Source organism: Kribbella rubisoli (assembly GCF_004217145.1).
GTDB lineage: Bacteria > Actinomycetota > Actinomycetes > Propionibacteriales > Kribbellaceae > Kribbella > Kribbella rubisoli.
Genome location: NZ_SHKR01000018.1, coordinates 190,114 through 206,429, shown reverse-complemented (window position 1 = coordinate 206,429; position 16,316 = coordinate 190,114). Strand labels below are relative to the sequence as shown.

The 16,316-nt window shown below is 67.9% G+C and carries 17 protein-coding genes; 12 read left to right on the top strand and 5 right to left on the bottom strand.

Annotated features, from left to right (window positions below):
- The first annotated feature begins 2 nt into the window (after positions 1-2).
- Positions 3-398 carry a PASTA domain-containing protein gene (locus EV645_RS43035; RefSeq protein WP_242000941.1) on the top strand — a complete coding sequence of 132 codons (396 nt, stop codon included), beginning with the start codon at positions 3-5 and terminating at the stop codon, positions 396-398.
- Between the two features lie 40 nt (positions 399-438).
- Here the strand turns inward: EV645_RS43035 and EV645_RS39040 are convergent, their stop codons facing one another.
- The gene (locus EV645_RS39040; RefSeq protein ID WP_198682148.1) at positions 439-1,083 is read right to left on the bottom strand and encodes an HAD family hydrolase; all 645 of its coding nucleotides are present in this window, start codon (positions 1,081-1,083) and stop codon (positions 439-441) included.
- Between the two features lie 43 nt (positions 1,084-1,126).
- Here EV645_RS39040 and EV645_RS39035 point away from each other — a divergent pair, with 43 nt between their 5' ends.
- The 3 genes from EV645_RS39035 (at position 1,127) to EV645_RS39025 (ending at position 4,157) form a co-directional block, all read left to right on the top strand.
- Positions 1,127-1,780, top strand: a complete 654-nt coding sequence (locus EV645_RS39035; RefSeq protein WP_157997259.1) for a class I SAM-dependent methyltransferase — start codon at positions 1,127-1,129, stop codon at positions 1,778-1,780.
- Entirely contained in the window at positions 1,777-2,796 is a 1,020-nt protein-coding gene (locus EV645_RS39030; protein WP_130449853.1) for a DUF4037 domain-containing protein, read from the top strand. The genes EV645_RS39035 and EV645_RS39030 overlap by 4 nt, the downstream gene beginning before the upstream one ends.
- Positions 2,797-3,122: 326 nt before the next feature.
- Positions 3,123-4,157: an enolase C-terminal domain-like protein gene (locus tag EV645_RS39025; protein ID WP_130449851.1), complete on the top strand. Its 1,035-nt coding sequence runs from the start codon at positions 3,123-3,125 to the stop codon at positions 4,155-4,157.
- Here the strand turns inward: EV645_RS39025 and EV645_RS39020 are convergent, their stop codons facing one another.
- Complete coding sequence (locus tag EV645_RS39020; protein WP_198682147.1) at positions 4,158-4,853, bottom strand: SDR family oxidoreductase; 696 nt, start codon at positions 4,851-4,853, stop codon at positions 4,158-4,160.
- Positions 4,854-4,976: 123 nt separating this feature from the next.
- Between EV645_RS39020 and EV645_RS39015 the strand changes: the two genes are divergently transcribed.
- The 5 genes from EV645_RS39015 to EV645_RS38995 all read left to right on the top strand — a co-directional run bounded on the left by EV645_RS39015 (position 4,977) and on the right by EV645_RS38995 (position 10,625).
- Positions 4,977-5,990, top strand: coding sequence for an acetylxylan esterase (locus EV645_RS39015; RefSeq protein WP_130449847.1), 1,014 nt, complete (start codon positions 4,977-4,979; stop codon positions 5,988-5,990).
- A 91-nt stretch (positions 5,991-6,081) separates the two neighbouring features.
- On the top strand, positions 6,082-6,495 hold the full coding sequence (locus EV645_RS39010) for a glyoxalase superfamily protein (RefSeq protein ID WP_130449845.1): 414 nt from the start codon (positions 6,082-6,084) through the stop codon (positions 6,493-6,495).
- The gene (locus EV645_RS39005; RefSeq protein WP_130449843.1) at positions 6,492-7,457 is read left to right on the top strand and encodes an RNA polymerase subunit sigma-70; all 966 of its coding nucleotides are present in this window, start codon (positions 6,492-6,494) and stop codon (positions 7,455-7,457) included. The genes EV645_RS39010 and EV645_RS39005 overlap by 4 nt, the downstream gene beginning before the upstream one ends.
- A gap of 10 nt (positions 7,458-7,467) precedes the next feature.
- Entirely contained in the window at positions 7,468-8,256 is a 789-nt protein-coding gene (locus EV645_RS39000; RefSeq protein WP_130449841.1) for a beta-phosphoglucomutase family hydrolase, read from the top strand.
- Positions 8,256-10,625, top strand: coding sequence for a glycoside hydrolase family 65 protein (locus EV645_RS38995; protein ID WP_130449839.1), 2,370 nt, complete (start codon positions 8,256-8,258; stop codon positions 10,623-10,625). Before EV645_RS39000 ends, EV645_RS38995 begins: the two co-directional genes overlap by 1 nt.
- Before the next feature lie 20 nt (positions 10,626-10,645).
- On the opposite strand, the gene EV645_RS38990 is transcribed toward EV645_RS38995, so the two are convergent.
- A complete protein-coding gene (locus EV645_RS38990) occupies positions 10,646-10,915 on the bottom strand; it encodes a GlsB/YeaQ/YmgE family stress response membrane protein (RefSeq protein WP_130449837.1) in 270 nt (89 codons plus the stop codon).
- Positions 10,916-11,030: 115 nt separating this feature from the next.
- Positions 11,031-11,780: a hypothetical protein gene (locus EV645_RS38985; RefSeq protein WP_130449835.1), complete on the bottom strand. Its 750-nt coding sequence runs from the start codon at positions 11,778-11,780 to the stop codon at positions 11,031-11,033.
- A 184-nt stretch (positions 11,781-11,964) separates the two neighbouring features.
- Here EV645_RS38985 and EV645_RS38980 point away from each other — a divergent pair, with 184 nt between their 5' ends.
- Positions 11,965-13,071, top strand: coding sequence for a DNA glycosylase AlkZ-like family protein (locus EV645_RS38980; RefSeq protein ID WP_130449833.1), 1,107 nt, complete (start codon positions 11,965-11,967; stop codon positions 13,069-13,071).
- Between the two features lie 31 nt (positions 13,072-13,102).
- Positions 13,103-14,497: a ricin-type beta-trefoil lectin domain protein gene (locus tag EV645_RS38975; RefSeq protein ID WP_130449831.1), complete on the top strand. Its 1,395-nt coding sequence runs from the start codon at positions 13,103-13,105 to the stop codon at positions 14,495-14,497.
- Here EV645_RS38975 and EV645_RS38970 read toward each other — a convergent pair.
- Positions 14,396-15,325 (bottom strand): DMT family transporter, encoded by a 930-nt coding sequence (locus EV645_RS38970; protein WP_130449829.1) that lies wholly within the window; start codon positions 15,323-15,325, stop codon positions 14,396-14,398. The two genes, EV645_RS38975 and EV645_RS38970, sit on opposite strands and share 102 nt — an antisense overlap.
- A gap of 82 nt (positions 15,326-15,407) precedes the next feature.
- Here EV645_RS38970 and EV645_RS38965 point away from each other — a divergent pair, with 82 nt between their 5' ends.
- The gene (locus EV645_RS38965; protein ID WP_130449827.1) at positions 15,408-16,304 is read left to right on the top strand and encodes a LysR family transcriptional regulator; all 897 of its coding nucleotides are present in this window, start codon (positions 15,408-15,410) and stop codon (positions 16,302-16,304) included.
- Positions 16,305-16,316: the final 12 nt, after the last annotated feature.

The following is a 16,316-nucleotide window of genomic DNA, read 5'->3' as shown; positions in this document are numbered from 1 at the left end:
AGGTGGCCAGGGGATGGTTTGCGATCGCGCTCGGCTCGCTGCTGCTACTGACAGCGTGCGGGGGAGCAGGCACCGTCGGGGCCCAACCGACGGTGACAGTCACAGTCACTCAGACCGTCACCGCACCACCAACCAGCACGCCACCGCCGTCCTCGGCCGTGCGCCCTTCCGCGCAGGCCGGGGTCGTGCCCAACGTGGTCGGCCTGAACCATCAGTTGGCCCAGGACACCATGCAAGCCGCAGGCTTCTACTTCCTGACCGAAGAGGACGCCACCGGCCAGGGCCGCCTGCTGATCGACGACCGCAACTGGGTCGTCGTCTCCCAGCAACCCGCCGGCGGCACCCACGCACCTGCCGACACCAAGATCATCCTGCGCTCCAAGAAGATCGGTGAGTAGCCGGTGAACCGGGCGAGCTGCTCGACCTGCTCGCGCTCATTCAGCTCAGCTGACGGATTGCCTCGGTGATCGACTCGGTGACCGGGGCGCCGGTCGCCTCCAACGCCGAGCGCGTCATTGCGCCGGTCGAGACGAGGATGCACTGGGTGCCGGCTGCCTGGGCGGCCTGGCCGTCGTCCACGACATCGCCGATCAGTACGACGGTTGCCGGGTCGAGCTGCTGCGCCTCGAGATGGCGGATGAGGCTGTCGGCCTTCGAGCCACCGCCGACGTCACCAGCCAGTCCGTCGATCCGCGTGAAGTACGACGTGAGCCCGTACTGCTCGACTGTCGGAGTCAACCGCCCGTGGAACCACATCGACAGCAACGACTGGGTCCGCCCGCTCTCGATGCATTGCCGCAGTACGTCGAGGGTGCCGCTGGCGAGCTCGCACGTGTGCAGCAGCGCGTCGTACCGCTCGTGGTAGAGCTTGTCGACCCGCGCCCACTCCTCGTCGTCGAGCGTGCGCTGCAGGATCTGCTCGTACGAGACCTGCATGGGCCGCGCGTACGCCGCCTGCCAGTCACCCCAACTGAGCTCCGGCCGACCGAACCCGACACAAACCTCGTTGACCGCAGCTAGTACGGCGTGATTGTCATTGAGTAGCGTCCCGTTCCAGTCCCACACCACATGCGAAGCCTTCACCGGGGTAACTGTAGACGGGCTCTCAGACCGGAAAGGTGAAGTAGTGGGTCAGATCACCGAGCTGACACAGGTAGTACCGGCGGACCCCGGGAAGCCTGTCCGTCCAGAAGCAGCGGCCAGTCAACGGTCCTCGCGCGAGCTCGCCGAGGACCCGACAACTTGGTCGCAAGACCAGGCGGACGAGGTCGTACGGCGCTACACCGAGCTGGCTCCGGTCTGGGACGGTGACCGTGGCGGCTACCGCTCTGTCCCGCTGACCGACGCACTGCACCGTGGTGGCCCGTGGCCGGACGGACTGTGCTTGGAGGTCGGCTGCGGGACCGGACTGCTCTCCGCACTGATCCAGGGCGTCTGGCCGAAGGTGGTCAGCCTCGATCTGACCTGGGCGATGCTGAGCCGATCACCTGCTCCGTGGCGCGTTCTGGGCGACGCGTCGCAACTGCCCGCCGGCGACGCATCAGCGCAGGCGGTCGTGCTGGCTGACGTACCGCTGTTTGCTGATGAGGTTGTGCGCACGCTGACGCCGGACGGTGTGGTCGTGTGGTCCAACGCGCTCGGTGAGGACGCCCCGCATCACGTGCCGATCGGGACCGTGCTGGACGCACTGGAGAGGGCCTCGCAAGCGGACTGGTCTGCTGTTATGTCTCATGCGGGCTGGGGTCTGTGGGCCGTGCTTCGTCGAGGGGAGGCGGCGTGAGCTTCCGGAGTGCGGCGGACATAGGAGTCGGGTTTCACGCGGACGTGATTGCACCTCTGGTCGGGGACGTCGGGTACGCGGCCGGACTGCTCGGCTGGGGATCGGATGTGCTCGGGTACGACACGGAGCGCTCGACGGACCACGGGTGGGGTCCGCGAGTTGTTGTGCTGGTCGATACGGGTGAGGTCGAGCGGGTGCGGAAGGCCATCGACGACGGGCTGCCGAACGAGTACGACGGGCATGCGGTCCGCTTCGGCTGGGACAGTCAGGAGCCAGTCCACCACGTCACCGTCGCGACGCTGGGCGACTGGCTGCGCGGACAGCTCGGATTCGATGCATCGCAGGGCATCGAGATCGCGGACTGGTTGGTCACGCCGCAGCAGCAGTTGCTAGGTGTCGTGGCTGGTCAGGTGTACGCCGACGACGGACGGCTCGCCGCAGTACGTGATGCGCTCGCCTGGTATCCGGACCAGATCTGGCGGTGGCTGCTCGCTTGCCAGTGGTCGCGGATCGCCCAGGAAGAGGCGTTCGTCCAGCGCACGTACGAGGTGGGAGACGAGCTCGGGTCGCGGGTTGTCACAGCTCGCCTGGTGCGTGACGTGATGCGCTTGGCGCTGCTGCAGTCGCGGATCTATGCGCCGTACACGAAGTGGCTGGGTACGGCGTTCGCGCGCCTCGACCACGCCGACGGTCTGGACCAGGCGCTCGCCGACGCGACAGCAGCCGTGCGGTTCGCTGATCGCGAGCAGGCGCTCGTCACGGCGTACGAGCTGGTCGCACGCCGCCACAACGCGCTCGGCATCACCGAGCAGCTCAACCCGGCACCACGTCCGTACTTCACCCGGCCCGCACAGGTGATCGATGCCGGCCGCTTCGTGCACGCGTGCCTGGCGACCGTGACCGACGAGGCGGTGGCGCGCTGCGGGCTGATCGGATCGATCGACCAGTTCGCCGACAACACCGACGTACTCAGCAATCCGGAGGCCTTCCGCAAGTTCATCGCCGTCTACCGTTGAACTCCAGAAAACGAACAAACAAACAGAAGATTTGAAGACGGGTCAGGCCGGGCGCACGGCGTCGGAGGTCAGCACGCACTCGTGCTCGGTCGCGAAGAGACGACCGAGCTCGTACGTCGGGAGGGCCCCATGGACCAGCTTTCCGGAACAATATTGCCCCTAGGCGCAAACTTCCTTCCGCAGAGCAGGCCGGAACCGCCGGCCTGATACGGCACATGGTCACCACGTCCGGTCGTCCAGGGCCGGAGCCCGCAGCCGGCGGACCGGGCCTCTTCTCGTTCTTGAAGGTCTCCCGGGGCTTCTGAATAGGCCACTATCGTTGAGCGATGACCCTTGCCAGCCATGTCGTCCGCTCCGTCACGACTGCCGACCACCACTACGACTACCTCCGCACGATCGGGCGCAACTCGTTTCTCGGCAGTCACGGGAACGGGGGCAAGCAAACTGTGTATGTCGTGGAGACCGATCGCGGCGCCATCGGCTGGGGTCTGCCGTTGTACGACGCTGACCCGCGGGCGCTGATCGGCCGCAACCTGGCCGAGTTGATCGACCCGGATCGCGGCGTTATCGATCCGGCGGCGGAGTTCCTCGACTACCCGCTGCACGACCTCGCGGCCCGGATCCTCGACGTACCCGTCTATGCGATGCTCGGCGGCCGCGGCTCGACCCGGGTGCGCTGCTACAGCGGCGGCATCTACTTCGACGACCTCGATCACGGGTTGGAGGCGATCCGGACGAACCTCGCGCAGGACCACGCTTTCGGGTTCCGCGACTTCAAGCTGAAGATCGGGCGCGGCCACCGCTGGATGGATTCGCGGGCCGGCCTGGCGCGCGACATCGAGGTGACCCGGCTGACGCGCGAGCTGTATCCGGACGCCGGGATCCTTGTCGACGGCAACGACGGGTTCAACCTCAACGGCCTCTTCGAGTACCTCGACGGCGTCACAGACTGCGACCTCTACTGGATCGAGGAACCGTTCCAGGAACGCCGACCCGATCTGCAGGCGCTCCGCGAACGCCTGCAGACCATGACCAACCGGCCCAAGGTGGCCGACGGCGAATACGGCCCGGACGTCGACCACGTCCTCCGTCTGGCCCGTGAAGGCCTCATCGACGTAGCCCTGATGGACGTCATCGGCCACGGCCTCACCGCCTGGCGTCTCACCATGCCGCAACTCGCCTCCGAAGCCTCACCGCACGCCTGGGGAGTCCCACTCAAGACGTTGTACGCCGCTCACCTCGCAGCCGGTCTCGGCAACATCCCGATCGTCGAAGGCGTCCCGGGGCCCGGCGCATACACGCTGGAGGACGGGTACGTCGTCCTGTCCGAGGAGCCGGGCTTCGGCCTTGCCGCGCCGTAGTCAGGTCAGCGGTTCGCCGCCGTCCACGCGCAGCGTCGTACCGGTCACGAAGGTGCTGGTCATCGCGAACAGGACGGTCTGCGCGACGTCGTCCGCCGTACCGATCCGCCGGGCCGGGTTGCGCCGGCTGATGTCGCGGAAGTAGTCGTCCTTGCCCGCGCCGAGCCCGTCCCACGCGCCGGTGTCGATGACGCCGGGGGAGATCGCGTTCACCCGGATCGGCGCCAGTTCCAGCGCGAGCGAGCGGGCGAGCACGTCGGCGGCGCCGTTGGTGATTGCGACCGCGAGCGTGCCGACGGCGATCTTCGCGGCGGCGACACCGGAGAAGATCGTCAGCGAGCCGCCTTCGTTGATCCGCGGCGCGAGGTGCTTGGCGAGCATCAGCGGGCCGATCACCTTCGTGTCGAACGACGCACGGACCGCGTCCCGGTCGAGGTCCGCGATCTTCCCGCGGGCCCGGGCCGATGCGGTCGAGACGATGTGGTCGACGGTCCCCAGCCGCTCGCCGAGCGACGCGATCGAGGCCTCGTCGGTCAGGTCGACGTACTCGGTGGTGATACCCGGCTCACCGTCGTACGCCGCTTTCAGCTTGTCCTGGCTGCGGCCCGCGGCGACGACCTGTGCGCCGGCGTCCCGTGCGGCCAGGGTCACCGCTCGGGCGATGCCGCCGCCCCGGCCGACAACCAGAACTGTCATGCCTTGAAGTGTCATGACGCTTACCGAACACGGGCGGACGCCAGGTTCGCATCCGCCACTGGCTGGCCTCCGCGGTTTGGACACCGTTTTCCGAAGGATCGCGGTTGGGCGTAAATTTCCCTCATGGCCATGTTCGACCTTTCCCTCGACAAGCTCCGTGAGTATCGGCCCGACGTGGCCGCACCCGCCGACCTGGTCGATTTCTGGCGCCGTTCCATCGAGAAGGCGCGCACCGACGATCTGTCCGCCTCGTTCACGCTGATCGACAACAAGCTCGCGCTGATCGACACCTACGACGTCACGTACGCCGGCTTCGGCGGTACGCCGGTCAAGGGCTGGCTGCACGTACCGGCAGGCGCCACCGGCCCACTGCCGACCGTCGTGCAGTACCACGGGTACTCCGGCGGACGGGGCTTCCCGCACGCGACCACGCTGTGGGCGCAGGCAGGCTATGCCCACTTCGTGATGGACACCCGCGGCCAGAGCTACGGCGCCGGCGGTCTGGACGCCACGCCGGACGACACGCCGTACGCCGGTCTGAACCACACGCCAGGCTTCATGACCGCGGGCATCACCGATCCGGAGACCTACTACTACCGCCGTGTGTACATCGACGCGGTCCGTGCACTCGATGCCGTGAAGACGTCGCCGCTGGTCGACCCGGCCAAGGTGATCGTCACCGGCGGCAGCCAGGGCGGTGGCATCTCGATTGCCGCGGCCGGTCTCGCACCGATCGCCGGGATCGAGCTGCTCGGCTGCGCGCCCGACGTACCGTTCCTGTGTCACTTCGAGCGGGCGCTGCAGATCACCGACAAGGACCCGTACGGCGAGATCACCCGGTACCTGAAGGGGTTCCGGCAGGACGTCGACGCGGCACTTCGGACGCTGAGCTACTTCGACGGTGTCAACCTCGGCCGGCTGGCCACGGCGCCCACGCTGTTCTCGGTCGCGCTGATGGATGCGACCTGCCCACCGTCGACGGTGTTCGCGGCGTACAACCACTACGGCGCCACCGGGAGCGAGCAGAAGGACATCGAGGTCTACCAGTACAACAACCACGAGGGCGGCCAGACGTACCAGCAGCTGGCCCAGCTCGACTGGTTCGCGCAGATCTTCGAGGCATCTGTAGTCGGCTGATCGATGGACCGATGAGTTTCTGGGGCGGCCGTCGTTACACGGTTATTGATGTCGGTCAGACTGGACCGACGGTGACCGCGGGAGGCCGCAGATGGACTGGAAACTCGAGCTCGTGATCGTGCCGGTGTCGGACGTGGATCGGGCCAAGAAGTTCTACACCGACCAGCTCGGGTTCGCCGAGGACGTCGACCACCGGGCCGGCGACTCGTTCCGGGTCGTGCAGCTGACCCCGCCCGGGTCGGCGTGCTCGATCACGATCGGGACCGGGGTGACCTCGGCGAAGCCGGGCAGCTACCAGGGCACCCACCTGGTGGTGAAGGACATCGAGGCGGCCCGGGCCGAGCTGGTCGGCCGTGGTGTGGAGGTCAGCGAGCCGTTCCACTTCGGTGCCCAGGGCAAACAGGACGGCCTCCACCCGGAGCGCTCCGACTACGGCACCTTCTTGTCCTTCGACGACCCGGACGGCAACAACTGGACCGTCCAGGAGGTCGGACACACCTCATGACCACGCTGGAGGAGGCGGCGTTCGCGGGCGACGAGGCCGCGTTCGCCGACCTCGCGGGGCGGCACCGGCGCGAGCTCCACGTGCACTGCTATCGCATGCTCGCGTCGTACGACGATGCCGAGGATGCCGTGCAGGAGACGCTGCTGCGGGCGTGGCGCAGCCGGGACCAGTACGACGGGCGCACGTACTTCCGCGCCTGGCTGTACCGGATCGCGACCAACGTCTGTCTGGACGTGACCCGACGACAGACCAGACGCAGTACGTCGCCCGGCGACATGGTCTGGCTCCAGCCGTATCCGGACCGGTTGCTCGACGAGATCGCTCCACCGGCCGACCAGCCCGATGCCGTCGCGGTGGACCGGGAGACGATCGAGCTCACGTTCCTGATCGCCCTCCAGGCCTTGCCTGCTCGTCAGCGTGCCGCACTCATCGCGCGTGACGTCCTCGGTTGGTCGGCGTCGGAGACTGCCGGTCTGTTGGAGACCAGCGTGGCCGCGGCCAACAGTGCGCTCCAGCGCGCCCGCGTGACGATGCAGCAGCGCCTGCCGGCGCGACGGTCCGACTGGAGTGCGCCACGCCCGACGGCCGAGGAGCGCGAGGTGCTGGATCGCTTCATCGACGCGCACCAGCGCTGTGACGCAGCGGCCGCGATCGCGATCGCGGCCGAAGACCTGCGGATCTCGATGCCGCCTGACCAGTTGACGTTCGACGGTCTGGCCGCGTGCCTGCCGTTGTTCGAGCGGGGCATGGGGCCGAAGCGCGACGGCGAGTGGAAGTTGGTGCCGACCTCGGCCAACCGGTTGCCTGCAGCAGCGTCGTACCTGATGCGTCCGGGGGACACGGTGTGGCGGGCGTTCAAGCTGGACGTGCTGTGGGTGAGCGACCACAAGATCGTGGAGATCACCACCTTCGGCTACTCCCGATTCCCTGCCTTTGGCTTGCCGGACCGGTTGACCCCCTAGTGTGGTGACCATGCTGGGACTACCTGCGGGGATCCGGGCCTGTCTGTTCGACCTGGATGGTGTGCTGACCGACACCGCTGCCGTCCACGCCGCCGCGTGGAAAGAGATGTTCGACCTGTTCCTCCGTGATTATTCGGCGCAGCACGGGATACCGTTCCAGCCGTTCGACGCGCGGTCGGAGTACGACGCGTATGTCGACGGCAAGCCCCGCGCGAACGGAGTGCGCGACTTCCTGACCGCGCGCGGGATCACGCTGCCCGACGGTGCGACCGACGATCCGCCGGACGCCATGACGGTGAACGGCCTCGGCAACCGGAAGAACGAGGCCGTCCAGCGCCGGATCCGGACCGAGGGCGTGCACGTGTTCGAAGGCTCCCGGCGATACCTCCAGGCCGCCGAGCAGGCCGGACTCCGCCGCGCGGTGGTGTCGTCGAGCGCGAACACCCGCGAGGTGCTGGACGTCACCGGACTCGCCAAGTATGTCGAGCAGATCGTCGACGGCGTGACGATCCGGACCGAAGGCCTGAAGGGCAAGCCGGCGCCCGACACGTTCCTGGCCGCGGCCAAGGGCTTCGGCGTCGACCCGTCCGAGGCGGCCGTGTTCGAGGACGCGCTGGCCGGTGTGGCGGCCGGCCGCTCAGGCCACTTCGGCCAGGTGATCGGAGTCGACCGCGTCGGGCAAGCCGCCGACCTGAAGTCGCACGGCGCCGACGTCGTGGTCCGCGACCTGGCAGACCTGCTGTCAGCCGATGTGTCAGCCGATGTGTCAGCCGACGTGTCAGGAAAGGTGGGGGGCTGATGATCGATCGAGGCCATCACCCCATCGAGCCCTGGCGACTGCGCGAGACCCGTCTCGCGCTGGACAAGCTGGCGCAGTCGGAGTCGCTGTTCGCCCAGTCGAACGGCCACATCGGCCTGCGCGGCAACCTCGACGAAGGCGAGCCGTACGCGATTCCGGGCACGTACCTGAACTCCTTCTACGAGCAGCGCCCCTTGCCGTACGCCGAAGCCGGCTACGGCTATCCGGAGTCGGGGCAGACGCTCGTCGACGTGACCAACGGCAAGCTGATCCGGCTGATGGTCGACGACTCGCCGTTCGACATCCGGTACGGGTACCTGACCAAGCACGAACGCTCGCTCGACTTCCGCACCGGCATCCTCGAACGCGACGTCGACTGGACTTCACCGGGCGGCAAGCGGATCAAGGTCCGCAGCCGTCGGTTGGTGTCGCTGACCCAGCGCGCGGTCGCCGCGATCGAGTACGTCGTCGAGCCGGTCGACCAGCCGGCCCGGTTCGTGATCCAGTCCGAGCTGGTCGCCAACGAGGCGCAGCCGAAGCTGTCCGACGACCCCCGTGTCGCGGCAGTGCTCGACAACCCGCTGAAGCCGGTCAGCCACGACGGCGGCGAGCACGGCGTCGTGCTGATCCACCGGACCACGCGCAGCCAGCAGTTGATGGCGGCTGCGATGTCGCACGAGGTGGACACCACCGTCCGGTACGCGATGGACCAGGACGTGCGCGAGGACTGGGCCCGGACCACGGTGATTGCTCACCTGCAGCCCGGCGAGAGTCTGCGTGTAGTGAAGTACCTGGCGTACGGCTGGTCGAGTTTGCGTTCGGAGACAGCGATCCGGGACCAGGTCGCAGCGGCGATCGCGAGTGCACAGTTCTCGGGCTGGGACGGACTGACCAAGCAGCAGGTCGACTTCCTCGACGACTTCTGGGACGGCGCCGACGTCGAGGTGCAAGGTCATCCGGAGCTGCAGCAGGCGGTGCGGTTCGCGCTCTTCCACGTGCTGCAGGCCGGCGCGCGCGCCGAGCGTCGCGCGATCCCTTCCAAGGGACTGACCGGCGCCGGGTACGACGGGCACACGTTCTGGGACACCGAGGGCTTCGTGCTGCCGGTGCTGACCTACACCATGCCCGACGCGGCCGCCGATGCGTTGCGCTGGCGACATTCGATCCTCGAGCTGGCCAAGGAGCGGGCGGAGGTGCTGGGCTTCAAGGGCGCGGCTTTCCCGTGGCGGACGATCCGCGGCCAAGAGTGCTCCGGCTACTGGCCCGCCGGTACTGCGGCGTTCCACCTGAACGCCGACATCGCGGAAGCGGTCATGCGCTACCACACCGCCACCGCCGACGACGGCTTCCTCGAAGAGGTCGGGCTGGAGTTGCTGGCGGAGACGGCCCGGCTGTGGATGTCGCTGGGACACCACGACCGCGAAGGGCGTTGGCATCTGCCTGGCGTGACCGGCCCGGACGAGTACAGCGCCGTTGCCGACGACAACGTTTTCACCAACCTGATGGCGGCGCGCAACCTGCGGTTCGCGGCGGAGGTATCGGTCAAGCTGCCGGCCAGGGCCCGCGAGCTCGGCATCGACGCCGAGGAGGAGGCCGCGTGGCGCGACGCGGCTGCTGCCGTGTATGTGCCGTACGACAAGGATCTCGGCGTACATCCGCAGTCCGAAGGGTTCACCGGGTACGCCGTGTGGGACTTCGACGCCTACAAGGACAAGTATCCGCTGCTGCTGCACGCGCCGTACTTCCAGCTGTATCGCACGCAGGTGGTGAAGCAGGCCGACCTGATCCTCGCGACCTTCTGGTGCGGTGACGCGTTCACCGCCGAGGAGAAGGCGCGGAACTTCGACTACTACGAGCGGCTGACGGTGCGGGACTCGTCGTTGTCCGCGTGCGTGCAGGCTGTGATGGCCGCGGAGGTCGGGCATCTGGACCTTGCGTACGACTATGCGTACGAGGCCGCGCTGATCGATATGCGCAACCTTCACCACAACACCGGCGACGGGCTGCACATGGCGTCGCTCGGTGGTGCATGGAGTGCGCTGGTCTGCGGCTTCGGCGGGTTGCGGGACCGCGACGGCCACCTGTCGTTCGATCCGGCGCTGCCGATCGGGCTGGGCGGGCTGAGCTTCTCGATCCGCTGGCGCGGGGTCCGGTTGAAGGTGGAGATCGATCCGGTGGCGGTGAAGTACACCGTGCACAACGGCCCGGACGCCGAGATCACCCTCCGGCACGCCGGGGAGGAGATCACGGTCCGGGCCGACAAGCCGGTCGTTCGGACGCTGGAGAAGCGGCGCCCGTTGCTGCCCCGGCCGCCGCAACCGCCGGGCCGCGAACCGCGGCCGGCGATGGCGATCAACGAGGGCGGCTAAGGCGGCGTGCTCAGTGCTGCTTAGCGGCTGATGGACGAGTTCTTGCGGCGGGCCGACAGTGACTCGGCCGTGCCGACGAGCAGCACCGACGAGATCACCGCGATGATGAAGCCGAACACGTTCAGCTCGAAGATGCTGCCGGTGCCGAGGATCGCGGCGATCGTGCCGCCGATCACCGAGCCGGCCAGGCCGAGCAGCAACGTGGCGAGCAGGCCGAGCTTCTGCTTGCCGGGCGTGAAGAGCCGGGCCAACGCTCCGATGACGAGTCCGGCGACGATGAAGCCGATCATGACTGAAGACCTCCGAGGGTCGAACGGTAGGACTCCAGTCTCCGGCCGCGGCGGGGCAAGCGGCAGTGGAGTTCTCCCTGATCGGACCCGGACCCGACCCTGGGATCAGCTCCGGTCAGCTTCGGGCGGTGGTGATGACCAGGTCGCTGTTGGGCTTCAGCCTCGGGGTTGCCTGGAGTTCGCTGAGCACCGCGGTCGCTAGCTGATCGGCGGCGTCCCGGTCGCTGTGCAACAGGGCCTGATAGCTGTTGCGGCAGGGTGAGCCGGGGGCGAGGATCTCGACGTACTGCTCGATATCCGACAGCGTCGGCTTGCCCTTGACGACGTCCGCGGTGCTCTTCGCGCACCTGATCAGCGTCGGCTGCGTCCTGGCGATGCTGTTCTTGCCGAGCACCTGGTCCGCGAGTGCCTTCGACAGGAAGTACTGCGCGGTGGTCGACTTGTCCTGCAGGTACCGCGCCGAGGCGAACTCCTTGAGGCTGTCGCTCAGCACGCAGACCCCCCACTGCGGCGGTACGACGATGACCTGGTTCTTGGGCATGAACACAGGGATGTCCAGGACCCCGGCGAGGCCGCCGCTGTTGTTGACGGCGATCAGTGCGGCCCGCGACGCCAGATCGGTCGGGTTCCCGGCCGGCGCAGCGATCAGCCGGCTGGTGAAGCCCGCGTCCGGCATGATGATCGCCGTCAGCCCGCCGATGTTCTTGAGCAGCAACGACGTGCGGGTCGGATCGGTCGTCGCGGCCAGCGCGACGCCGTCCGCCTGGGCCTCCGGCGGGAGTTGCTCGGTGGAATGGGCGCAGTCGGCCGCGGCCTTGACCGGACCCGTGGTCCGGGGAAGAACGATCGAGGGGGTTTCGGTCACCGGGCTCGACCCACTCGAACCTTCGGCGCTCGTACAACCGGCGACTGCCAGCAGAACTACACCGGACATAACTGTCCAACCACGTAGCGCCACGATCTATCCCCCCTGCCCCCGAGCCCAAGGTCCCCACCTAGCCCAGCCTTCGTCCCAGAATACTGTCCGATCGGTCGCTTAGTCTCTCTTTGTGACCGTTCTTCATCAGTTGTCGAAACGAGACGCCAGGCGGCTGGCGGTGCGCGCACAGCTGCTGACGAGTGAGCGGCCCGACGATCTGTTCGACATCGTGCGCGGGTTGAACGCGATCCAGCTCGACCAAACGGCGTATGTCGCGCCGAACGCGGACCTGGTTGCGTGGAGTCGGCTCGGTTCGTCGTACGACGCTGCCGAGCTCGCGGATGCGCTGGCGACGCAGCAGTTGCTCGAGCTGCGCGGGTTCGTGCGGTTGCCGGAGACATTAGCGCTGTTCCGGGCCCAGATGGAGGCGTGGCCGTCGGACGGCGAGTCGCTGGACTGGCAGCAGTACCGCGGCGACTGGGTGAAGTCCAACGAGGGCTGCCGGCTCGACATCCTCGAGCGGCTGCGTCAGGACGGTCCGCTGGTGATGCGCGAGCTGCCGGACACCTGCGTGCGGCCGTGGAAGTCGAGCGGCTGGACCAACAACCGCAACGTGTCGCAGCTGCTCGAGTTCATGATCCAGCGCGGTGAGGTGGCGATCGCGGGTCGTGACGGACGCGACCGGCTGTGGGACCTGGCGTCCCGGATCTACCCCGACGAGCCGGTGGTTCCGCTGGAGAAGGCGGCCCGGATCCGCGAGGAGCAGCGGCTGAGTTCGATGGGGATCCTGCGGGCCAAGGGACCGGCGTGCCCGGGCGAGCCGCTCGACGCCGGCGAGGCGGGGGAGCGGGCGGTGGTCGACGGCGTCCGTGGCGAGTGGCGGATCGATCCGGAGCTGCTCGGTCAGCCGTTCACCGGGCGGACGGCGATCCTCTCGCCGCTGGACCGGCTGGTGTACGACCGGAAGCGACTCGGCGAGATCTTCGACTTCGACTACCAGCTGGAGATGTACAAACCGGTCGCGAAACGTAGATGGGGGTACTTCGCGCTGCCGATCCTGCACAACGACCGCCTGGTCGGGAAGGTCGACGCGATGTCGGACCGCAAGGCCGGGATCTTCCGGGTCGACGCGATCCACGAGGACGAGCCGTTCTCGAAGACGCTGACCGCGGCCGTGCACCGCGAGATCCGCGATCTGGCGAAATGGCTGCGCCTGGAACTCGTGCTGACCCCTTGACGCGGGGCCATGTTCACGTAAACATCACCGGGTGAGGTCAACCGCTCGCAGTATCGCAACCGTCCTGTTGTCCCTCGTCACGCTGGCCTCAGGGCTGGCTTCTGGGCTGGCTCTGCCGGCTCAGGCCGGTCCGCCGCGGACCGACGATTTCCGCGGCGTGAACTGGGCCGATCCGCGCGACAACTACGCCCACGACGAAGTGGTCCCGTCCGGTCTGAGTACGGCGGACGACTACCGGACGACGTACCGCAAGGCGACCGGGATCGTCGGCGAGTTCCGCAAGGAGCTCAAGGCGAACACGATCCGCCTGCCGATCAACCCGTCGAGCGTCGGCACCCCGTGGTGGAACTCGTACCGCGCCGCGATCGACGCGTCGGTCGCGAGCGGCTACAAGGTCATCCTCAGCTACTGGGAGGCCGACAACGCCAAGGACGGTCGGGTCGACGACCCGGCGAAGTACGCCGCGATGTGGGACACCGTCGTGAAGGCGTACGGGCGCAACCCGCATGTGTACTTCGAGCCGATGAACGAGCCGTTCGGGTACTCGCTGACCGAGTGGGTGTCGCTGACGTCGGCGTGGATCGCCCGGCACCGCGACGTACCGCGGGGGCGGATCGTGATCTCGGGCACCGGCTACAACGACAACGTGACCGGGGTCGGCGCGGCGCCGGAGCTGAAGGGCACGCTGCTGTCGCTGCACTTCTACGGCTTCTGGGCGTCGGATACCACCGAGGCCGCCTGGCTGGCGAACCTCCGGCCGCGGATCGGTTCGTACGGCTGGCGCACGATCATCGACGAGGCCGGCTCGCCGATGACGATCGGCCTGAACTACGGCAACCACGAGGGCAACGTCTACACGGCGTACCTCGGCGCGCTGACGCAGGTCGCCCACGAGCAGAAGATGGGCATCGTCTACTGGCCGGGTCTCCGCACCGGCGACTCGTACTCGATGACAACGCAGGTCGGGCCGAGCGATCTCCAGGTCAACAGCCAGAGCGGCCGGGACCAGCTGTGGTGGGGCTGGGGTCTGCTGAAGAAGGAGCCGACGAACACCCTGCCGCCTGCCCCGCCGGGTGAGCCCCTTCGAGGTGTCGCGAGCGGCCGGTGCGTCGACGTACCAGGCTTCTCGACCAGCCCGGGTACAGCGCTGGACCTGTGGGACTGCAACAACGGCGGCAACCAGTCCTGGAACCAGACTGCCAGCGGTCAGCTGACTGTGTACGCCGACAAGTGCCTGACGGCCGGCGCCTCCGCAGCCACCATCGAGAGCTGCAGCGGCGCCGCCGACCAGACCTGGCAGGTGAACGCCGACCAGACGGTCAGCTCAGCCGCTGGCTGCCTCACGGCAAACGGAACCGGCAACGGCGCTGCGGTCATCGTTGCCCCCTGCAACGGATCCGACGACCAGAAGTGGACCCGCTCCTAGCCGCGCGTTGCGTTCGATGGCTTGGCCCCAGGTGGTGCCGGCCAGGAGGAGTACGGCGCCGAGCGCGGCGGTGATCGTCAGCTGCTCGGAGCCGAGTCCGATCCCGATGGCAACCGCCCAGATCGGCTCGGTGCCGAGCAGCAGGCTGGCCCGGCTGGCTGAGGTGCGCTGGACCGCCCACGTCTGCACGAGGAACGCGAAAACGCTGCAGAACAAGGCGAGATAGGCCATCTGGAGCCAGCCCACGGCGGCGATCGCGGGCAGGTGATGTACGGCGGGTACCGCGAAGAGCGCTGTGCCGACGAGCGTCTGGACTGTTGTCAGTTGCAGAGGCCTGAGGCCGGTGGCAAGGCGACCGACCAGTGCGACATGGCCGGCTCGGACGACGGCGGCAGCGAGCATGAGGAGGTCGCCGACGCCGGGGACGTGGAGTCCGTGGCTGGACATCAGCAGGCCGACAGCCCCGACGCAGATCGCCGCCGCGAGGTAGAACCGCGGCGGGAGCCGGCGACGATCGAGCAATGGGGTCAGGACGAGCGTGAGGCTGATGATCAGCCCGGCATTGGCGGCGCTGGTGTGCGTCACGCCGTACGTCTCGAGGATCAGTACGGCGGCCTGCGTGAGGCCGAGGATCCCACCGATCCGGAGCTCCTTGCGGCTGATCCGTCGTACGAAGAGCAGCAATGCGACCGCGGAGATGGCATACCGGACGAAGAGCACAGTCAGCACCGGCGTGGACGCGGTCGCGGTCTTGGCGGCGAGGTAGCTCGAACCCCAGACGATGGCGACCAGCAGGAGCAGGAGATCGGTACGGCGGGAGGCGGGCACGACTCCAACGGTGACCGCTGGCGACGTTGAAGCCAAGTACCACCTTCTTAAGCAACCCTGTAGAACACCTACAGTATTGAAAATGGACGAACGACAGCTGCGAGTACTCCGCGAAGTCGGCGAACTGGGAAGCGTGACGGCCGCGGCCGAGGCGATGCTGGTGACCCCGTCCGCGATCTCGCAGCAGCTCAGGCTGTTGCAGCGATCGATCCCCGTCGCGTTGACCGAGCGCGACGGCCGGAGAGTGGTGCTCACCCCGGCCGGGCGTGCGTTGGCAGCGGCGGCGGCCGACGTGGAGTCGGCGTTGGCGCGGGCCCGGCAGGTGGTGGACGACTTCGCCGAGCAGCCGGATGCGGTCGTGTCGGTGTCCGCGTTCCACAGCGCGGCCGCCGCGTTCTTTCCGTCGCTGCTGCTGGCGGGGGACGGGCCGCGAGTCAGCTTGCACGACGAGGATGTCGCGCAGGACGAGTTTCCCCCGTTGACCCGGGAGTACGACGTGGTGCTTGCGCATCGGATGGATCATGCCGCCGCCTGGCCGCGGACGGTCGCGGTCACGCCGTTGCTGCACGAGCCGTTGGATGTCGCCGTACCTGTTGGTCATCGGCTGGCGTCGAAGTCCTCGCTGGCACCGCGGGAGGTGGCAAGCGAGCCGTGGATCACGGTGCACGACGGGTTTCCGTTGATGGCGACGATCGAGGCGATCGGGGCGGCGGCGAACCAGCGACTCGAGTTGGTCCACCGCGTCAACGAGTTCACGGTGGTCACGGAATTGGTTGCCGCGGGCGCCGGTTTGGCGTTGATCCCGCGGTGGACCGCCAGGTCACATCCGGGGGTCGTGCTCGTGCCGATGCGGGGCGTGCACGTACGGCGGCACATCGACGCCCTGCACCGACCTGAACGCACGGCTCGGCGGGCCGTGCGGACGACGCTCGCGAACCTACGGGCCGCGGCCGCGACGATCCGGACCGCGAGCACTTGATAGCCTCCTGAC

Excerpts from the sequence above, each read along its gene's own strand:
- EV645_RS39025 (WP_130449851.1), top strand. The coding sequence starts at position 3,123 with ATGACCCTTGCCAGCCATGTCGTCCGCTCCGTCACGACTGCCGACCAC.
- EV645_RS39020 (WP_198682147.1), bottom strand. The coding sequence starts at position 4,853 with ATGACAGTTCTGGTTGTCGGCCGGGGCGGCGGCATCGCCCGAGCGGTG.
- EV645_RS39015 (WP_130449847.1), top strand. The coding sequence starts at position 4,977 with ATGGCCATGTTCGACCTTTCCCTCGACAAGCTCCGTGAGTATCGGCCC.
- EV645_RS39010 (WP_130449845.1), top strand. The coding sequence starts at position 6,082 with ATGGACTGGAAACTCGAGCTCGTGATCGTGCCGGTGTCGGACGTGGAT.
- EV645_RS39005 (WP_130449843.1), top strand. The coding sequence starts at position 6,492 with ATGACCACGCTGGAGGAGGCGGCGTTCGCGGGCGACGAGGCCGCGTTC.
- EV645_RS39000 (WP_130449841.1), top strand. The coding sequence starts at position 7,468 with ATGCTGGGACTACCTGCGGGGATCCGGGCCTGTCTGTTCGACCTGGAT.
- EV645_RS38995 (WP_130449839.1), top strand. The coding sequence starts at position 8,256 with ATGATCGATCGAGGCCATCACCCCATCGAGCCCTGGCGACTGCGCGAG.
- EV645_RS38990 (WP_130449837.1), bottom strand. The coding sequence starts at position 10,915 with ATGATCGGCTTCATCGTCGCCGGACTCGTCATCGGAGCGTTGGCCCGG.
- EV645_RS38965 (WP_130449827.1), top strand. The coding sequence starts at position 15,408 with ATGGACGAACGACAGCTGCGAGTACTCCGCGAAGTCGGCGAACTGGGA.